At 65.9% G+C, this 14,763-nt stretch carries 19 protein-coding genes; 9 read left to right on the forward strand and 10 right to left on the reverse strand.

What is annotated here, in order from left to right:
* Window positions 1-931: MBL fold metallo-hydrolase (locus DBR12_RS00205; RefSeq protein WP_369861252.1), on the forward strand; the 931-nt coding region annotated here is incomplete at its 5' end.
* Window positions 932-1,014: 83 nt separating this feature from the next.
* Here the strand turns inward: DBR12_RS00205 and DBR12_RS21895 are convergent.
* The 3 genes from DBR12_RS21895 to DBR12_RS00215 all read right to left on the reverse strand — a co-directional run bounded on the left by DBR12_RS21895 (window position 1,015) and on the right by DBR12_RS00215 (window position 4,280).
* Window positions 1,015-1,470 (reverse strand): hypothetical protein, encoded by a 456-nt coding sequence (locus DBR12_RS21895; protein WP_146185432.1) that lies wholly within the window; start codon window positions 1,468-1,470, stop codon window positions 1,015-1,017.
* Window positions 1,471-1,583: 113 nt separating this feature from the next.
* Complete coding sequence (locus DBR12_RS00210; RefSeq protein ID WP_108615404.1) at window positions 1,584-2,153, reverse strand: DUF4124 domain-containing protein; 570 nt, start codon at window positions 2,151-2,153, stop codon at window positions 1,584-1,586.
* A 141-nt stretch (window positions 2,154-2,294) separates the two neighbouring features.
* Window positions 2,295-4,280, reverse strand: coding sequence for a lytic transglycosylase domain-containing protein (locus tag DBR12_RS00215; RefSeq protein WP_108615405.1), 1,986 nt, complete (start codon window positions 4,278-4,280; stop codon window positions 2,295-2,297).
* A 14-nt stretch (window positions 4,281-4,294) separates the two neighbouring features.
* On the opposite strand from DBR12_RS00215, the gene DBR12_RS00220 reads away from it, so the two are divergent.
* From DBR12_RS00220 to DBR12_RS00230, 3 genes are all read left to right on the forward strand, one after another.
* Window positions 4,295-4,867: a 5-formyltetrahydrofolate cyclo-ligase gene (locus tag DBR12_RS00220; RefSeq protein ID WP_108615406.1), complete on the forward strand. Its 573-nt coding sequence runs from the start codon at window positions 4,295-4,297 to the stop codon at window positions 4,865-4,867.
* 127 nt (window positions 4,868-4,994) lie between these two features.
* Window positions 4,995-5,690, forward strand: a complete 696-nt coding sequence (locus DBR12_RS00225) for a glutathione S-transferase family protein (RefSeq protein WP_108615407.1) — start codon at window positions 4,995-4,997, stop codon at window positions 5,688-5,690.
* A gap of 7 nt (window positions 5,691-5,697) precedes the next feature.
* Complete coding sequence (locus DBR12_RS00230; protein WP_108615408.1) at window positions 5,698-6,006, forward strand: NIPSNAP family protein; 309 nt, start codon at window positions 5,698-5,700, stop codon at window positions 6,004-6,006.
* Window positions 6,007-6,031: 25 nt separating this feature from the next.
* Here the strand turns inward: DBR12_RS00230 and DBR12_RS00235 are convergent, their stop codons facing one another.
* A complete protein-coding gene (locus tag DBR12_RS00235) occupies window positions 6,032-6,496 on the reverse strand; it encodes a hypothetical protein (RefSeq protein ID WP_108615409.1) in 465 nt (154 codons plus the stop codon).
* A 44-nt stretch (window positions 6,497-6,540) separates the two neighbouring features.
* On the opposite strand from DBR12_RS00235, the gene DBR12_RS00240 reads away from it, so the two are divergent.
* Entirely contained in the window at window positions 6,541-7,794 is a 1,254-nt protein-coding gene (locus DBR12_RS00240; protein ID WP_108615410.1) for a multifunctional CCA addition/repair protein, read from the forward strand.
* A 135-nt stretch (window positions 7,795-7,929) separates the two neighbouring features.
* Here DBR12_RS00240 and DBR12_RS00245 read toward each other — a convergent pair whose 3' ends face one another.
* From DBR12_RS00245 to DBR12_RS00255, 3 genes are all read right to left on the reverse strand, one after another.
* Window positions 7,930-8,748, reverse strand: coding sequence for a MipA/OmpV family protein (locus DBR12_RS00245; protein ID WP_158274951.1), 819 nt, complete (start codon window positions 8,746-8,748; stop codon window positions 7,930-7,932).
* 272 nt (window positions 8,749-9,020) lie between these two features.
* On the reverse strand, window positions 9,021-9,662 hold the full coding sequence (locus DBR12_RS00250) for an NrsF family protein (protein WP_108615412.1): 642 nt from the start codon (window positions 9,660-9,662) through the stop codon (window positions 9,021-9,023).
* A gap of 1 nt (window position 9,663) precedes the next feature.
* Window positions 9,664-10,290, reverse strand: coding sequence for a sigma-70 family RNA polymerase sigma factor (locus DBR12_RS00255; protein ID WP_108615413.1), 627 nt, complete (start codon window positions 10,288-10,290; stop codon window positions 9,664-9,666).
* A gap of 199 nt (window positions 10,291-10,489) precedes the next feature.
* Here DBR12_RS00255 and DBR12_RS00260 point away from each other — a divergent pair, with 199 nt between their 5' ends.
* The 4 genes from DBR12_RS00260 to DBR12_RS00275 are packed head-to-tail and all read left to right on the forward strand — an operon-like array spanning window position 10,490 to window position 12,867.
* On the forward strand, window positions 10,490-10,777 hold the full coding sequence (locus tag DBR12_RS00260) for a DUF2282 domain-containing protein (RefSeq protein ID WP_108615414.1): 288 nt from the start codon (window positions 10,490-10,492) through the stop codon (window positions 10,775-10,777).
* Window positions 10,778-10,780: 3 nt separating this feature from the next.
* A complete protein-coding gene (locus DBR12_RS00265; protein ID WP_108615415.1) occupies window positions 10,781-11,632 on the forward strand; it encodes a DUF692 domain-containing protein in 852 nt (283 codons plus the stop codon).
* Window positions 11,623-12,384, forward strand: coding sequence for a DNA-binding domain-containing protein (locus tag DBR12_RS00270; protein ID WP_108615416.1), 762 nt, complete (start codon window positions 11,623-11,625; stop codon window positions 12,382-12,384). Before DBR12_RS00265 ends, DBR12_RS00270 begins: the two co-directional genes overlap by 10 nt.
* 9 nt (window positions 12,385-12,393) lie before the next feature.
* Complete coding sequence (locus DBR12_RS00275) at window positions 12,394-12,867, forward strand: DoxX family protein (protein ID WP_108615417.1); 474 nt, start codon at window positions 12,394-12,396, stop codon at window positions 12,865-12,867.
* 14 nt (window positions 12,868-12,881) lie between these two features.
* On the opposite strand, the gene trxC is transcribed toward DBR12_RS00275, so the two are convergent.
* The 3 genes from trxC to DBR12_RS00290 form a co-directional block, all read right to left on the reverse strand.
* Window positions 12,882-13,319: a thioredoxin TrxC gene (gene trxC, locus DBR12_RS00280; protein ID WP_108615418.1), complete on the reverse strand. Its 438-nt coding sequence runs from the start codon at window positions 13,317-13,319 to the stop codon at window positions 12,882-12,884.
* A gap of 72 nt (window positions 13,320-13,391) precedes the next feature.
* On the reverse strand, window positions 13,392-13,586 hold the full coding sequence (locus tag DBR12_RS00285) for a DUF2905 domain-containing protein (protein ID WP_108615419.1): 195 nt from the start codon (window positions 13,584-13,586) through the stop codon (window positions 13,392-13,394).
* 13 nt (window positions 13,587-13,599) lie between these two features.
* Window positions 13,600-14,718 carry a class I SAM-dependent methyltransferase gene (locus DBR12_RS00290; protein WP_108615420.1) on the reverse strand — a complete coding sequence of 373 codons (1,119 nt, stop codon included), beginning with the start codon at window positions 14,716-14,718 and terminating at the stop codon, window positions 13,600-13,602.
* Window positions 14,719-14,763: the final 45 nt, after the last annotated feature.

A 14,763-nucleotide genomic window follows, 5' to 3' on the forward strand; every position in this document is an offset into this window, starting at 1 on the left:
GCCCAGTTCCGCCCCCCACGACCTGCTCCCCCCCGAAATCACCGTGCTGGAGCGCGGCTGGCTGTCGGCCAATAACATCCTCTTCATCGGCCACCACGACACGGCCATCGTGGACACCGGCTACTGCAGCCATGCCGAGCAGACCGTGGAGCTGGTGCGCGGCGCATTGGCGGGCCGCGCGCTGGACCGTGTGCTCAACACCCACCTGCACAGCGACCACTGCGGCGGCAACGCCGCGCTGCAAAAGACCTGGCCCAGCGTGCTCACCGCCATCCCGCCCGGCCAGGCCGACCATGTGCGCCAGTGGGACGCCTACGCACTGAGCTACACCCCCACAGGCCAGGAATGCCCGCCCTTTCGGGCCGACACGCTGCTGGTGCCGGGCTCTTGCGTGCTGCTGGGCGACAAGCCCTGGCAGGTGCATGCCGCGCCGGGGCACGACCCACATTCAGTGGTGCTTTTCGAGCCCAAGGGCCGCGTGCTGATCTCGGCCGATGCGCTGTGGGAAAACGGCTTTGGCGTGGTGTTCCCCGAGCTAGAGGGCGACAACGCGTTTGCCGAGGTCGCCGCCACGCTGGATGTGATCGAAAAACTGTCACCCCAGGTCGTCATCCCCGGCCACGGCCCCGTGTTTGCCGATGCCCCCCGCGCCATCGACGGCGCCCGCCGCCGCCTGGATGGTTTTGTGCGCAACCCCAGCAAACACGCGCTGTATGCCGCCAAGGTGCTGCTGAAGTACAAGCTGCTGGAGTGGCAGCAGATCACCATGGCCGACCTCACGGCCTGGGCACAGGACACGCCGTATTTCGGCATGCTGCACCAGCGGCATTTCGGTGATCAGCCCGAGGGTGAGTGGCTATTGAGCCTGGTGGATGACCTGGTGCGGTCGGGGGCGGCGGTGCGGCAGGGGGACGTGCTGCACAACGTGTGACTGGCTTGGCCGGGGTGAGACAGCTTTGGGCCCGAAGTCGACGTTCGGATTTTTCCTAAGCCGACATTCAATCGCGAGGTCGACTAGATACTTGCGGTTGACGCGTTGCGCTCAGAATCGACATCACGCGTACGTGGACTCTCAATCCACTTGAATGCGAAAGCACCAATTGAAAGACTGAGGGCGCCGACGAGAGCGAAATACGAGCCCAGCACCCAACCACTTGAAGCAGGAACGCTGGCAAACCCGAACAGCAAATACAACCCAATCAGAATCGCGGGAGCCCTCCAGGTTCCTTGTGGTGCAAAGTAAGAAGATAGTGCGCCGGCACCTACACCGACTAGCACGGCCGCAATTTGGCTCAAGTACCAGCCCAGCGAGTAAAGGGCAAAGGGGCCATCGGCCAATGGATTTGGGATGCCCCGGGCCTGCGTCACGAACCCGGTAATTTTCGCTCCAAGATAAGCAACTAAAAGGACGCCAGCCCATTTCGCCGCGAGCGGAATTATGACCCCTCTGATGTGTGTTCTCTTGCGCATGCACGCCTCCCTTTCTTGTGATGAATGCCGTTCATGCCACTAGCTCAACGTCCGCTCGTGGCCGCAAACAGGCGCCGGTGCATGTTTCCAGTCCCCGGCCCCGGGTCGCCACCTCAATGTTTGTACTGCTTGTCGCACCCCATCACATGGTTGTTGCTGCTCGACATGCACTGGTAGAACGACTTCTTGTTGCCCGACGACGCCTGGCAGTCTGACACGCTGTATTTGCCCCGGGCCTCGCGGATCTTGGGGGCCGTCTTGTCGTATTCGGCCTGGGCCATGTAGCCGTCGCGCACGTTTTTCTGGCCCACTTCCAGCATCTGGTCGGCCTGGTAGTGGATGTTGTCCACGGCGGAGGCGCAGTTCAGTGGCACCTGTTTGCTGTCCACCTTTTCCAGCGCCTTCTTCATGCCCTGGCCAAACTCCTCCACGTCCTTGGGGATCTTCTTGGTGCCGTCGGGGTTGTACTGCTGGGCGGGCTTGGTGGATGGCGATGCACTCTTGGTGCTGCCGTTGTTGCTTTGCAGCTTGAGCGGCTCGGCGTCCTGTTTGGAGGGTGGGGGTTGTGATCCGTAGTGGGTCTTGCCCTCGGCATCCACCCACTTGTACACGGGCTGCGCCTGGGCAGTGCCCAGCGCCCAGCACACCATGGCGGCCAGGGCCACCCCACACAGCTTTTTCATGGCTCTCCCTCCAAAATTTGAATCAAATTGGTGCTTTGCGCGCGTCCATCATGCGCTGATAGCTACTCTATTTATAGCAAACACTCGTCCGCCCGCTTCGCACCGGCCGCAGCGGGTGCTGCGGCAGATGCGGATGGTGCGTCAGGGCAGGTCCTTGTTCACCTCGGGCGCCGATGCATCGCGCGGGCCGATGGTGCCCAGGCGCCCCTTGAGCGACTGGGGCTGGCCGGTGAGCATGGCGGCGTAGTTGGTGGTGTTGGCCAGCACTTTCTTCACGTAGTCGCGGGTTTCGGCAAAGGGCACGTTCTCGGCCCAGATGGCGGCGTCCAGCACGGGGCCGTTGCGCCAGCTGCGCGGACGGCCGGGGCCTGCGTTGTAGGCGGCGGCGGCCATGGGCATGGAGCCCGCAAAGTCGTCCAGCGCGAGCTTGAGGTAGGCGGTGCCGATGGTGATGTTGGTGTCGCGGTCGTTGATCTGGTCGGCGGTGAAATTGTTCAAACCGATCTTCTTGGCCGTCCAGCGCGCGGTGGCGGGCATGACCTGCATGAGGCCAGAGGCGCCCACATGCGAGCGTGCATCCATGATGAAGCGGCTTTCCTGGCGGATCAGGCCATAGACATAGGCGGGGTCCAGGCCGATGCTGTTGGCGCGCTCCACCACCGCGCTGCGGAAGGGGGTGGGAAAGCGCTGGGTGACGTCCACCACGCTCTTGGTGCGTTCGCTGGTGTTGATGCAGCGGTCCCACACCTCGCGCTGGCAGGCGAAGTCGGCGGCGGCCAGCAGTTCGCGGTCGGGCATGCCGCCGCTCTGGTGCAGGTTGGTGGTGTAGTTCCATTCGCGCACGCCCTCGGTGCGCAGGCCCAGCAGGATGGCGTACAGCGCGCGGTTGAGGCCGGGGTTGGCGCGGGCACCCGCTTTTTCTTCGGCGGTGAGCGGCGCAGGTGCAGGCGGCGTGGAGATGCGCTGGCCCAGCTCCTCCAGCGCCAGCATTTCGTAGAAGCCGCGTGTGCTTGCAATGCCTTCGAGCAGCTGGCGCGCTTCGGCACGCTCGGCGTCCGTCACGCGGCCTGCGAGCAGCGAGCGCGCTTTCCAGTACACCCAGGTGCTGTCCTGGCGGCCTTCGGGGCCCATGGCATCCACGGCCTTGCCCACAGTCTTCCACTGCCCGGCGCGCAAGGCTGCGCGCACCTTCCAGCCCAGCAGGTCGTCGTTGAGGTCCTTGTCGCGGCTGATGTTGTCGAAATACTCCACCGCCTCGCGCGAGAGCTTTTGCGCTGCGGCCTTGCCCACCACGCCCCAGGCCCAGTTGCGCTCCTCGGAGGTGAGGTGCGCCCCCCAGCGCGTCTCGATCAGGCGCGCAGCGCCGTCGGGGTCGCTGGTGGCCAGGCGGATGAGCGCCAGCAGCACCAGCTCCTGGCGAACCTTGCTGCGCGTGGCGTCGCGGGCCATCAGGTATTTGCTGGGCGTATCGAGCACTTCCTTGAGCTGGGGCAGCGCATCAGGCGCCACGATCTCGACGGCATTGCGCACCACGCGAGGGCGGTTGGCCTCCGCTGCCAGGCGGGCCTTGCGCCACACGTCCAGCGCAGAGAGCTTTTTGTAGCCGTGCAGCTCGCGCGCGGCATGGGTACAGCCATCATCGGCGTCGCGGATCGCATACCAGTTGCTGCGCACGTCTTCGGCCACCGTGGCAGGTGCCGTGCCTTTGATCTGGTCGATCAGCAGGGCATAGCAGCGCACCTCGCGGTCGTCCGACATGCGGTAGTTGGGGTGTTGTTCGGCAAACTGCCCCCAGTCACGGCGCTGGCCCAGCAGCAGCAGCCAGTCGTTGCGCATGCGGTCTTCCTGGTAGCTGCCCGCGTAGCGCTGCATGAAGGACTGGATTTCAGCGGGCTGGGCTTCGGCCAGGCGCACCCGCAGTTCCCAGTAGGCGGCCCAGGGCTCCAGCGCATGGCCACGGGCCGAGGGCAGCAGTTGCTCCAGCCGCTTGCGGTCGCCCTTGCGGAAGGCCTGCTGCATCTCCAGCAGGGTGTCGTCACCCTTGCTGCTTTGCGCCTGGACAAGGGGGGCCGCCGTGGCAAGCAGGGCACTGGCGACAAGCGGTGTCAGAATTCGAAACAATTGCATGGGGGAATTATGTGATGGACAAAGCAGCCCTTCGGCGCGCATTGATAGAAGAACGCCTCAATCTGCCCGACCGCCTACAGCGGTCCGACCTGTTACAGCAGGTGATGCGTATCTGGCTGGTGAACCGGCCCGACACCGTGATCGGCGCTTACTGGCCCATCAAGGGCGAGTTCGACCCCCTTCCTGCCCTGCATCGCTGGAAGGAAGACGGCGAGCTGCTCGATGAGCCCCTGCGCCGCCGCATCGGCCTGCCCGTGGTCAACAAGCAGCACAAGACCCTCACCTTCCACGCCTGGTACCCCGGCTGCCCCATGGAGGAAGACGCCTACGGCATCCCCAAGCCCAAAGACACCGAGGTCATCGTGCCCACGCTGCTGTTCGTGCCCTGCGTGGGCTACGCGGCCGGGGGCTATCGTCTGGGCTACGGCGGCGGGTTTTATGACCGCACGCTGGCCACGCTGCAGCCCAAGCCGTTCACCGTGGGTCTGGGCTTCACCAATGGTTTCCTGGACGACTTCGAGCCCGAAGAGTTCGACCTGCCGCTGGATGCCATCCTGAACGACAACGGCGTGGTCTGGCCGGTCTGACAAGACTGTCCAACACTTGGCATGCCGGTGATGCGCGCCGCGCATCATTGAGGCCGCGTTTTGGCATCGCTGGCGCGGCGCGCAGCCGCTAGCATGGCGGGCTGACCTCTTTTTTTCAGGAGCCCCCATGCCCAAGCTCTACATCGGCAACAAGAACTATTCGTCCTGGTCCATGCGCCCCTGGGTGCTGCTCAAGCAGGCCGGCATCCCGTTTGAGGAGGTGCGCGTGCGCTTCGACAGCTTCGAGGCTGACTCGGAGTTCAAGCGTGTCATGGCCCCCGTGAGCCCTACTGGCAAGGTGCCGGTGCTGGTCGATGACAACGGCCTGGTGGTGTGGGACACCCTGGCCATCGCTGAATACGTGGCCGAAACCTGGCCCGACAAGCAGCTCTGGCCCCAGGACGCCAAGGCCCGCGCGCGCGCCCGCAGCGTCTGCGCCGAAATGCACAGCGGCTTCACCGCCCTGCGCAGCAACTGCCCCATGAACATCGAGGCCGACCTGGCCGACACCGGCGCCTTGATCTGGCGCGACAAGCCCGGCGTGCGCGCCGACGTGCAGCGCCTGGTGGACATGTGGAGCGCCCTGCTGCAGGAGCACGGCGGCCCCATGCTGTTTGGCCCGTTCAGCGTGGCCGACGCCTACTTTGCCCCCGTGTGCATGCGCCTGCACACCTACGCCCTGCCCGTGCCCGCCCCCATCAAGGCCTATGTGGACCGCGTGCGCGCCCTGCCCGGCGTGCAGACCTGGATCGCCGAGGCCCTGGGCGAGAGGGACTTTCTGGACTTTGAAGAACCTTACCGCCTTCGCCACACGGAAGGCTGAGCCCCCCATGGCCGTCACCATCTACCTGCGCTACGTGCTCAACACCCGCAAGCTGAAAGAGTTCGAACACTACGGCAAGCTGTGGATCCCGCTGGTCGAGAAATTCGGCGGCCAGCACCATGGCTATTTCATGCCCAGCGAGGGCGCCAACAACATCGCGCTGGCGCTGTTCACGTTCGAAAGTCTCGCGGCCTACGAGCGCTACCGCGAAGCGTCGATGCAGGATGCGGAATGCCAGGCGGCGTTCCGCTATGCCGAGGAAACGGACTGCATCGTGAGCTATGAGCGGAGTTTCTTCAGGCCAGTGTTTGGGTGAATGACACCGCGCACGGGCAGTTTCTTTACCGAAACTGCTTGCGCAAAAACGCCTTGTGCCGCGCGATGTGCGCAAGCTGGGCGGGGGCGACGGAGCCGCCCAGGTCTTCGTCTTCCACATTGAGCACCTGGTTGGCGTAGGCCATGGCGCGGGCCACCACCTCGTCCTCGCTCATGCCCTGCGTGGCCGCCAGATCCATCGCCACGCGGCGCATGGCGCGCTGGGACAGCATCCACATCGCTCCGAAGGAATCCCACGCGGCCGCCACCTCCTTGAACTTGTCGTGTTCGGCCAGGATGTCGTTGAGCGGCTTGGCCAGGATCTCCTGCAGGCCCTCCACCTTTGCCTTCAGCGCCTCGAACTGCGCCTCACGCTGCAAGGCTTCAGCAGCCGCATTGGCAGCGGCGTCGGGCGCCGTGGGTACAGGCACGCTGCCGTCGGGGTTGAGCTGGGAAATCGTGAGGTTTGTGAGGTCGGACGAGAGGGACATGGTGGGTTGAATATACGGCGCGGCGCAGGTTCTAAACTCGCCCGATGCAAATCTACATGGTGGGCGGCGCGGTCCGCGACAAGCTGCTGGGCAGGCCGGTGAATGACCACGACTGGGTGGTGGTGGGCGCGACGCCCGAGCAGATGCTGGCGCTGGGCTATCTGCCCGTGGGCCGAGACTTTCCGGTGTTCTTGCATCCCGAGACGCGCGAGGAATATGCCCTGGCCCGCACGGAGCGCAAGAGCGGGCGTGGCTACCGGGGGTTTGTGGTGCACAGCGCACCCGACGTGACGCTGGAGGAAGACCTCTCGCGCCGCGACCTTACTATCAATGCGATAGCTGAAAATGCAGATGGGACGCGCGCAGAGGGCATTTTTGACCCATATTCCGGCGCCCAGGACATTGAAGCGCGCGTGCTGCGCCATGTGACAGACGCTTTCCGCGAGGACCCGGTGCGCATCCTGCGCGTGGCGCGGTTTGCGGCACGCTTCACCGACTTCACGGTGGCGCCCGAAACCATGCAACTGATGCGCGAGATGGTGGAACACGGCGAGGTGGACCACCTGGTGCCCGAGCGCGTATGGCAGGAGCTGGCGCGCGGACTGATGGAAGAAAAGCCCTCGCGGATGTTCGAGGTGCTGCGCGATTGCGGCGCGCTGGCCGTGCTGCTGCCCGAAGTGGCGCGCCTGTGGGGCGTGCCCCAGCGGGCCGACTACCACCCCGAGGTGGACACGGGCGTGCACCTGATGATGGTGCTGGACATGGCCGCGCGGCTGAATGCCCCGCTCACCGTGCGCTTTGCCTGCCTGGCGCACGACCTGGGCAAGGGCACCACGCCCGCCGACGTGCTGCCGCGCCACATCGGCCATGAGGAGCGCAGCGCCGAGCTGCTCAAGGATGTGGCCGAGCGCCTGCGCGTGCCGGTAGACTGCCGCGAGACGGCTGATGTGGTGGCGCGTGAACACGGACACGTTCACCGCAGCACTGATTTTTCGGCTGCCGCGCTGGTGCGCCTGCTGGAGCGCTGCGACGCCATCCGCAAGCCCGCGCGTTTTGCCGAGATCCTGCTGGCCTGCGAATGCGATGCGCGTGGGCGGCTGGGGCTGGAAGAGTCGGCCTATCCGCAGCGCCAGCGACTGGCGCATGTTCTGGCGGTGGTGCAGTCAGTGGCCACCCGCGACATTGCCGCAAAGGCAGCGGCACAGGGCATCGCCGGTCCGCAAGTGGGTGCACTGATCCACCAGGCGCGGGTGGAAGTTGTGGCGCAGTGGCTTCACCACCACGGCACGCAAGGGTGATCCGCGCATGCGCTGAGCGCGCTCAGCACAAGGCGCACGCGGTGCGCGGGGCACCCAGCGCGGTGACAGGGTTCAGCAGGCCCTGCCTGCCCTTCCTGAAAATGGTCCATCACCCAGGATCAGGCGGGCAACCCGTCAAAACGCGTAAACCACAGCCAAAACGCCATTAACACCGGCACGGTCCCGCACGATGGGGCTGCCGCCCGCATCGCCCATCAGGCGGCTGTAAGACAGCGCAGCCGTGGCGGATGCGCGCTGCGTGATCGCATAGGTGGCCGATACCGACACCCGCACGTCCCGAACACCGGCGCTGGCCGAATAGACGCTGCGGCCACTGCGGGCAGCCTGGGCGGCATCGACCCCAAAGTACGACTGCGTGTAGGCCGCATTGGCCCAGGTGGCCGCCACGCCCGCCCCCATGCGCCATGCCGGGGCCACTGGTGCGGTCAGGCCCGCTCCCACGTCAATCAGCAGACCATCACGCCCCTGACCTGCGCCGTAGCGCAGCGACGATGTCAGAAAGGTGTGTGCCGTGGGCTGCAGGTTGTAAAACGCACCCAGCTCCGGGCGGGCATCGACGTCGCCCAGGCCACGCAACACCGCCGAGCGGCTTTCGTCGCGACCGAAATCTGCCGTCAGGCGCACACCGTATTGCACGCCCGGCTGGCGCGAGAAGTTGTACCCCACGCCGTTGGTAGTGCCCGCAAACCAGCCATTCGCCCAGCGGTAGTCAATGGCCGGATAGGCCCGCGTGCGGCGCTCGTCCGACCCCATGTACGCGTGGCCCGCCACCACCGCCAGACCCAAGGTGCCACCGTTGCGGTCGGCCGCCGCGCCATACAGACGCACCGCATCAAAAGCCTGGGCACGCGCCCCAAAAGACAGTCCCGCCCCCAGAGCAGTGGCCATCAACAAGGCTGCGATACGGACCGCAGCAGGGGAAGGTGCGAGCACGGCAGGGCGCATAGTGAACTCCGATACACATTGGTTGCAAAGTGACCAGATAGTATATTTTCAATACCAATCAGTCAAAACCCCCAACGATGCGCGGGGAAAACACCGCACGTCAACGCAGGTGCCCAGCCACCGGGCAGCCTCCGCGCAGGGCATCTGCCGCCAGCAGAACGCCGGGCATGCGCGCCACCGCGGGGCCGAACTGGAAAATGGCGGTCATGAACATGCTGCGGCTGCGCGGTGGCCCCCCTGCCCCCTCACCCTACCAGGGCTTACCAACGCAGCAGCCGTGGCCCCAGGGCAGCGCCCAGTGCCGTCGGGATGGCCATGCCAGCGACGTACCACACGGCGAGGAACGGCGAAGCCATTTCGGGGCAATGCAAGGCATACACCAAGGCACCCAGCGCGCCCGCCAGCAAACCAGCCCCCGCACCCGCCCAGGCCAGGCGCGTGGGTGCCGCCCCCTTCAGCGCCCAGAACCCGGCCACAAACGCAGGCACCGACAGTGCGGCGATATTGAACGGGCAGCTGCGCCAGGTGCTGCCCAGGATGAGCGGCATGCGCTCCACCGCTGGCACCTGTGCCAGTGCCGTGAGCGCCATGGCCCACAGCACCAGCGGCGGCACGGCCAGCAGCCAGACAGCCCCACCCGCCCGCATGCCCGGGCGGGCCATGCGGCGCAGCAGGGCCAGCCCGCCCGCAGCCAGGGTCGCCGCAAACACCAGCTTGCCCCAGAACATGGGCAGCGCCATGGTCGCCAGCAAGCCGGGGCGCAGGCCGAACAGGGCCAACATCAGCAACCCGGCACCAGCAATGCCTGCGGCAGTGGCTATGGCAAACCGCTGCTCGATGGCAGTGCGCTGCACGGGCAGGTCGTCCGCAGCCAGCAGGTGGATCAATTCATCGGTCTTCATGCTATTTCTCCTGGGCTTTGCGCGCATCCGGGGGCAACAACGACCGGTCTGCGCCACCCGGCGGTTTACCTGCCCCCTTTTGGGCGTAAGTCATATCCCTGATCCTGGCGGCCAGGGCCTTGAGCCCCCTGTGCACGCCCACTTTGACGGCCGACTCCGACAGCCCCGTGAGGCGCGCCGTCTCGACCACCGACATTCCTTCCAGCTTCACATACTCAATGGGCAGGCGCTGCTTGTCAGGCAGGGTCTGCAGCAACTGCCCCAGGTCGCGCCGCGCCTCAAAGGCCTCGCTGTCGCTGCTGGCAAACAGCTCATCCGCATCGTCCAGCGGGTCGTTGTGCGCCTCTTTGGCGGCATGCGAGCGCAGCCAGTCGATGAACTTGTAGCGCGCAATCGCGTGCGCCCAGGCCGTCACCGGCATTTCAGGCCGGTAGGTATGGCGCTGGTTGTGCACGGCCAGCAGCGTCTCCTGCACTAGGTCCTCCACCTCGTCGGGCCGCTGCGCCAGGCGGCGGCGCAAAAACGCGCGCAAGTGGGCGCTCAGCTCTTTCAGAAAGCGCTGGTAGGCGGCAGCGTCAGCATCCAGCCCCTGCAGCAGCAAGCCGCGCAGCCGTTCTTCTATCTCCATGGTGTCTCCCTGATGGGAATTCGGGTCCAGGGGCCTGCGGGTTACATCCTGTGCGAAATAAATAGTGGAGAAATATTTATCAGTGCGGTGTAACCGGCCCTCGGGGCTGCGCGAATTACAACGCAGATCGGGCAGTTTGGAGCAGCCACCGCGCGGCCCCCGGTCGGTTTCAACCCTCATCTTTCTGGAGAACCTCCCCATGACCACCCGTACCCTCAGCATCGGTGCCCTTGCTATTGCCGCCCTTGCATCTGGCACTGCCATTGCCCAGACCAAGCCCGCAGAGGCCGCCAAACCCGCCATGGAGAAGTGCTACGGCGTCTCGATGGCAGGAAAGAACGATTGCGCTGCTGGCCCAGGCACTACCTGTGCAGGCTCGTCCAAGGCAGACTACCAGGGCAACGCTTGGAAGTTTGTGCCCGCTGGCACCTGCACCACCATCAAGACGCCCAAGGGCATGGGCTCGCTGGCCCCCATCAAGGCCTGACCCATGGCCCCGCACCTTCTCACCGCAGGCCTGGGCCTCAAGCCCCAGCACTATGGCGATGCGCTGCACAGCAGCGCCCCCGGCCTGTGGTGGGAGGTGCACCCCGAAAACTACCTCGCCGACGGTGGCCCCCGCATCGCCTGGCTGGAGGCGATCCGGGCACACCACCCAGTGGCACTGCACGGCGTGTCGCTGTCGCTCGCGGCCGATGCACCACCCGACGCCGCGCACCTGGCCCGCCTTGCTGCGTTGGTGCGGCGCATGGAACCTGTGATCGTTTCAGAGCACCTGGCCTGGTCCAGCTGGCGCGGGCAGTACCTGCCCGACCTGCTGCCGTTTCCGCGCACGCAGGCCGCTTTGCAACGCATTGCAGACAACATTGCCCGTACGCAGGATGCGCTGCAACGCCCCATCGCCATCGAGAACCCCACGCACTACCTGCACCTCGACGGCCACGACTGGCATGAGGCCGATTTTTTGGCCGAGCTGGTGCGGCGCACCGGCTGCGCCCTGCTGCTGGACGTGAACAACGTGTACATCAGCGCCAACAACCTGGGATTTAGCGCCCAGGCTTATCTCGATGCCTTTCCCCTGCACGCCGTTGCCGAGATCCACCTGGCAGGCCACCATGCCGACCCGGTGCATGGCGACGCTTTGCTGATCGACAGCCACGATGCGGCCATCGCCCCGGCGGTGTGGGCGCTGTACAGGCAAGTGATCGCGCGCACAGGCCCCGTGCCCACCCTCATCGAACGCGACGACCAACTGCCTGCATTCGGCGAACTGATGGCCGAACGCGAACAGGCCCACAACGCACTCACAGCGGCGCAGCCCGAGGAGGCAGCATGCAGCTGAGTGCATTCCAGGACGGCTTGTCTGCAGCGTTGCTCGGCCATGCCGCGCAAGCACCGTGGCTCTCTGCGCTGGAATCCCAACCGGGCTTTGCCGTGTACCGCAACACCGTGCTCAAGGGCAGCATTGATGCCCTGCAGGCCAGCTACCCCACGGTGTGCCAGCTGGTGGGCGAAGAATGGTTCCGCGCCGCCGCGGCGGTGTATGCCCGCACGCAGCCGCCGGTTGACGGACTGCTGATGGAGTACGGCGCGGGGTTTGCTGACTTTCTGGCCGGTTTTGAACCTGCGGCCGAGCTCCCTTACCTGCCGGCCGTTGCGCGCCTGGACCGCTGCTGGACCGAATGCCATCTGGCGACAGACGCCATCGCTGTCGGCCAAGAATGGCTGGCACAACAGTCCCCCGACACCTTGCACCTGGTGCCACTGCGCCCCCACCCTGCCGCACGCTGGGCCTGGTGCGACGCGCATCCCGCCTACGCCCTGTGGCAGAGCCACCGCGAAGGTCCGGCACTGCCCGACTCGTTGGACTGGTGTGGCGATGGTGCCCTGCTCACCCGGCCCCACGCTGAAGTGACATGGCGCGCCCTGACGCGCGCAGGGGTGGCTTTTTTGGACGCATGCGCCCAGGGCCTCACGCTGGAAGCTGCCGCCACCAATGCGCTGGACACAGACCCCACCGCAGACCTTGCGGGCCTGATGGGCTGCCTGCTGGACGCAGGAGCCCTGATCCCTACCGTTTCACGCACAGGCTGAGGAGCCCCGATGACCACCACCGCCCATGTCCCCACCACCCCCACCAAAGTCCCGCGCGTGCTGCTGGCACGCCTGGCCGATATAGGAGCCTGGCTCACCCCGCACAGCCTGCTGGCTCTGGTCAACCGCGTGGCCGTGGCAGGCATCTTCTGGTTGTCGGCACGCACCAAGGTCGATGGCTGGTTTACGGTGTCTGACAGCGCCTACCTGCTGTTCCGCGAGGAATACAAGCTGCCCCTGCTGCCGCCCGAGCTGGCGGCGCAGATGGCTACCGTGGCAGAGCATCTGTTCCCGGTTCTTCTGGTACTGGGCCTGCTCACGCGCCTGTCGGCCCTGGCCTTGCTGGGCATGACGCTGGTCATTCAGGTGTTCGTGTACCCCGATGCCTGGCCCACGCACCTGTCATGGGCGGGGCTGATGCTGTACTTGGTGGGGCGCGGCGCGGGCAACGTGTCGGTGGACCGGGCACTCGGAATTCGTTGAGGCGCCTGTCTTTTTCAACCCGCCGCTGTGCGCACCCAGCGCACGATGTCCGCAGCCCCCAGCGCGCCCGAAATGCGCGCCACCTCGCGCCCCTGCTGGAACAGGATCATGGTCGGAATGCTGCGGATCGCATAGCGCGCTGCAATGGCCTGGTGGTCTTCGGTGTTGAGCTTGGCCAGCCGCACACGCGGCTCCAGCTCACGCGCGGCCTGGGCAAACGCCGGTGCCATCTGGCGGCAGGGCCCGCACCAGGGCGCCCAGAAGTCCACCAGCACCGGGATGTGGTTGCGCGCCACGTGCTTGTCAAAGCCCGTGGCATCCAGCTCCAGCGGGGCCCCCACAAACAGGGGGCGGTGGCAGCTGCCGCAATCAGGCGCGCTGCCCAACTGGGCGGTCTGCACGCGGTTGGTGGTGTGGCAATGGGGGCAGACGATGTGAAGAGCGTCGGTCATGGGCAACTCGCAGGTTCTCTGATTGCGCACATGGCGGCCCCAGCGCAGTGTTTCAAGGGCGGGGCACCCGCCCTACAGCAGCTTGGTCAGCAGGCTCACCACAAAGCTCAGCAACAGGGTGGACGCCAGCGGCACATCCCAGTCGCGCCCCAGCCAGCGAAACCGAAAGTCGCCCGGCAACCGCCCAAAGCCCAGGCGGCGCAGCAGCGGCGTGAGCCAGCTGATCAGCATCAGGGCCAGGAAGATAACGAGGAGCCAGCGGAACATGGTGCCTGTTGGGTCACAGCCTGTGCGAGCGATCCCCGTGCACAAACCCCACAGGCTCCCACGCCTCTCCCGCACCCACAGCCAGCACCTTGAACAGCTCACCCATTTCGTGCTCCATGATCAATTTGGCTGCCGTCGCGCGCTGCTCCTGCGGAAGACGCTCCATTTTTGGTAGCAAACCGCAGTTGATGAGGAAATGCGCCTGCGTGGTGTAGCCCAGTACGTTCAGGCCCGCATCCTGCGCTGCCAGCGCCATGGCGGTGAAGTTGACGTGGGCGGTGATGTCCTTCAAACCTACCGCGACCAGCGGGTCACCATCGGCCAGGTGGCCCTGGTGGCACATCACGGTGCCCATGTGGCGCTGGGGGTGGTAGTACTCGCTTTCGCCAAAGCCATAGTCCAACAAGAAGGCCGCGCCACGCGCGAGCCGGTCGGCCAGCATGCGCATGAAGCCCTCGCCCTGGGCATGGATCTCGGTCAGGTAATCTTGCGGGCCCTCGATGTCCACAGGCGGGCGCAGGTCGGTGGGGCGGTCGGCCCAGGCAAAGCGGCCATCCTCAGCCACCACCACGCCGCGCTCGTGCCATACCCCGCCGTGCTGGCCGCCATGGCGGGCGAGCAGTTGCACGGGCATGGCGTCCAGCACCTCGTTGCCCACCACCACGCCGCTGAACTTGTCGGGCAGCGCATCCACCCAGCGCAGCTTATGCGCGTGGGCAACCAGCTTGGCCTGCTGGCGCGCGCGCAGGCTGCCCGACAGATCGACGATGGTGTAGCGCTGCACCTGGTCGCCCAGCGCATCGAGCAACTGCAGCGCCAGTGCGCCGGAGCCCGCACCGAACTCCCACACCTCGGAGGTAGAGGTTTGCTCCAGCGCCTGGCCCACCTGCATGGCCAGCGTCTGGCCGAACAGGGGGGTCATCTCGGGCGCGGTCACAAAGTCGCTGCCGGACTCGGGCATGGCGCCGAACTTGGTGGAGTCGTTGGCGTAGTAGCCCAGGCCGGGGGTGTACAAGGCCAGCGCCATGAAGCGGTCAAAACCCAGCCAGCCCCCTTCGGCGGCAATGGCCTGGGCGATGTGCTGGTGCAGGGTGGTCGTTAAACTGTCGGGTCTTTGGGTCACGGCCCGCATTGTCCACCACATGCCTCCCTCTTCCCCGCCCCCCCAACCCCGTAC

This window comes from Acidovorax sp. HMWF029 (assembly GCF_003060895.1).
Lineage (GTDB): Bacteria > Pseudomonadota > Gammaproteobacteria > Burkholderiales > Burkholderiaceae_C > Acidovorax.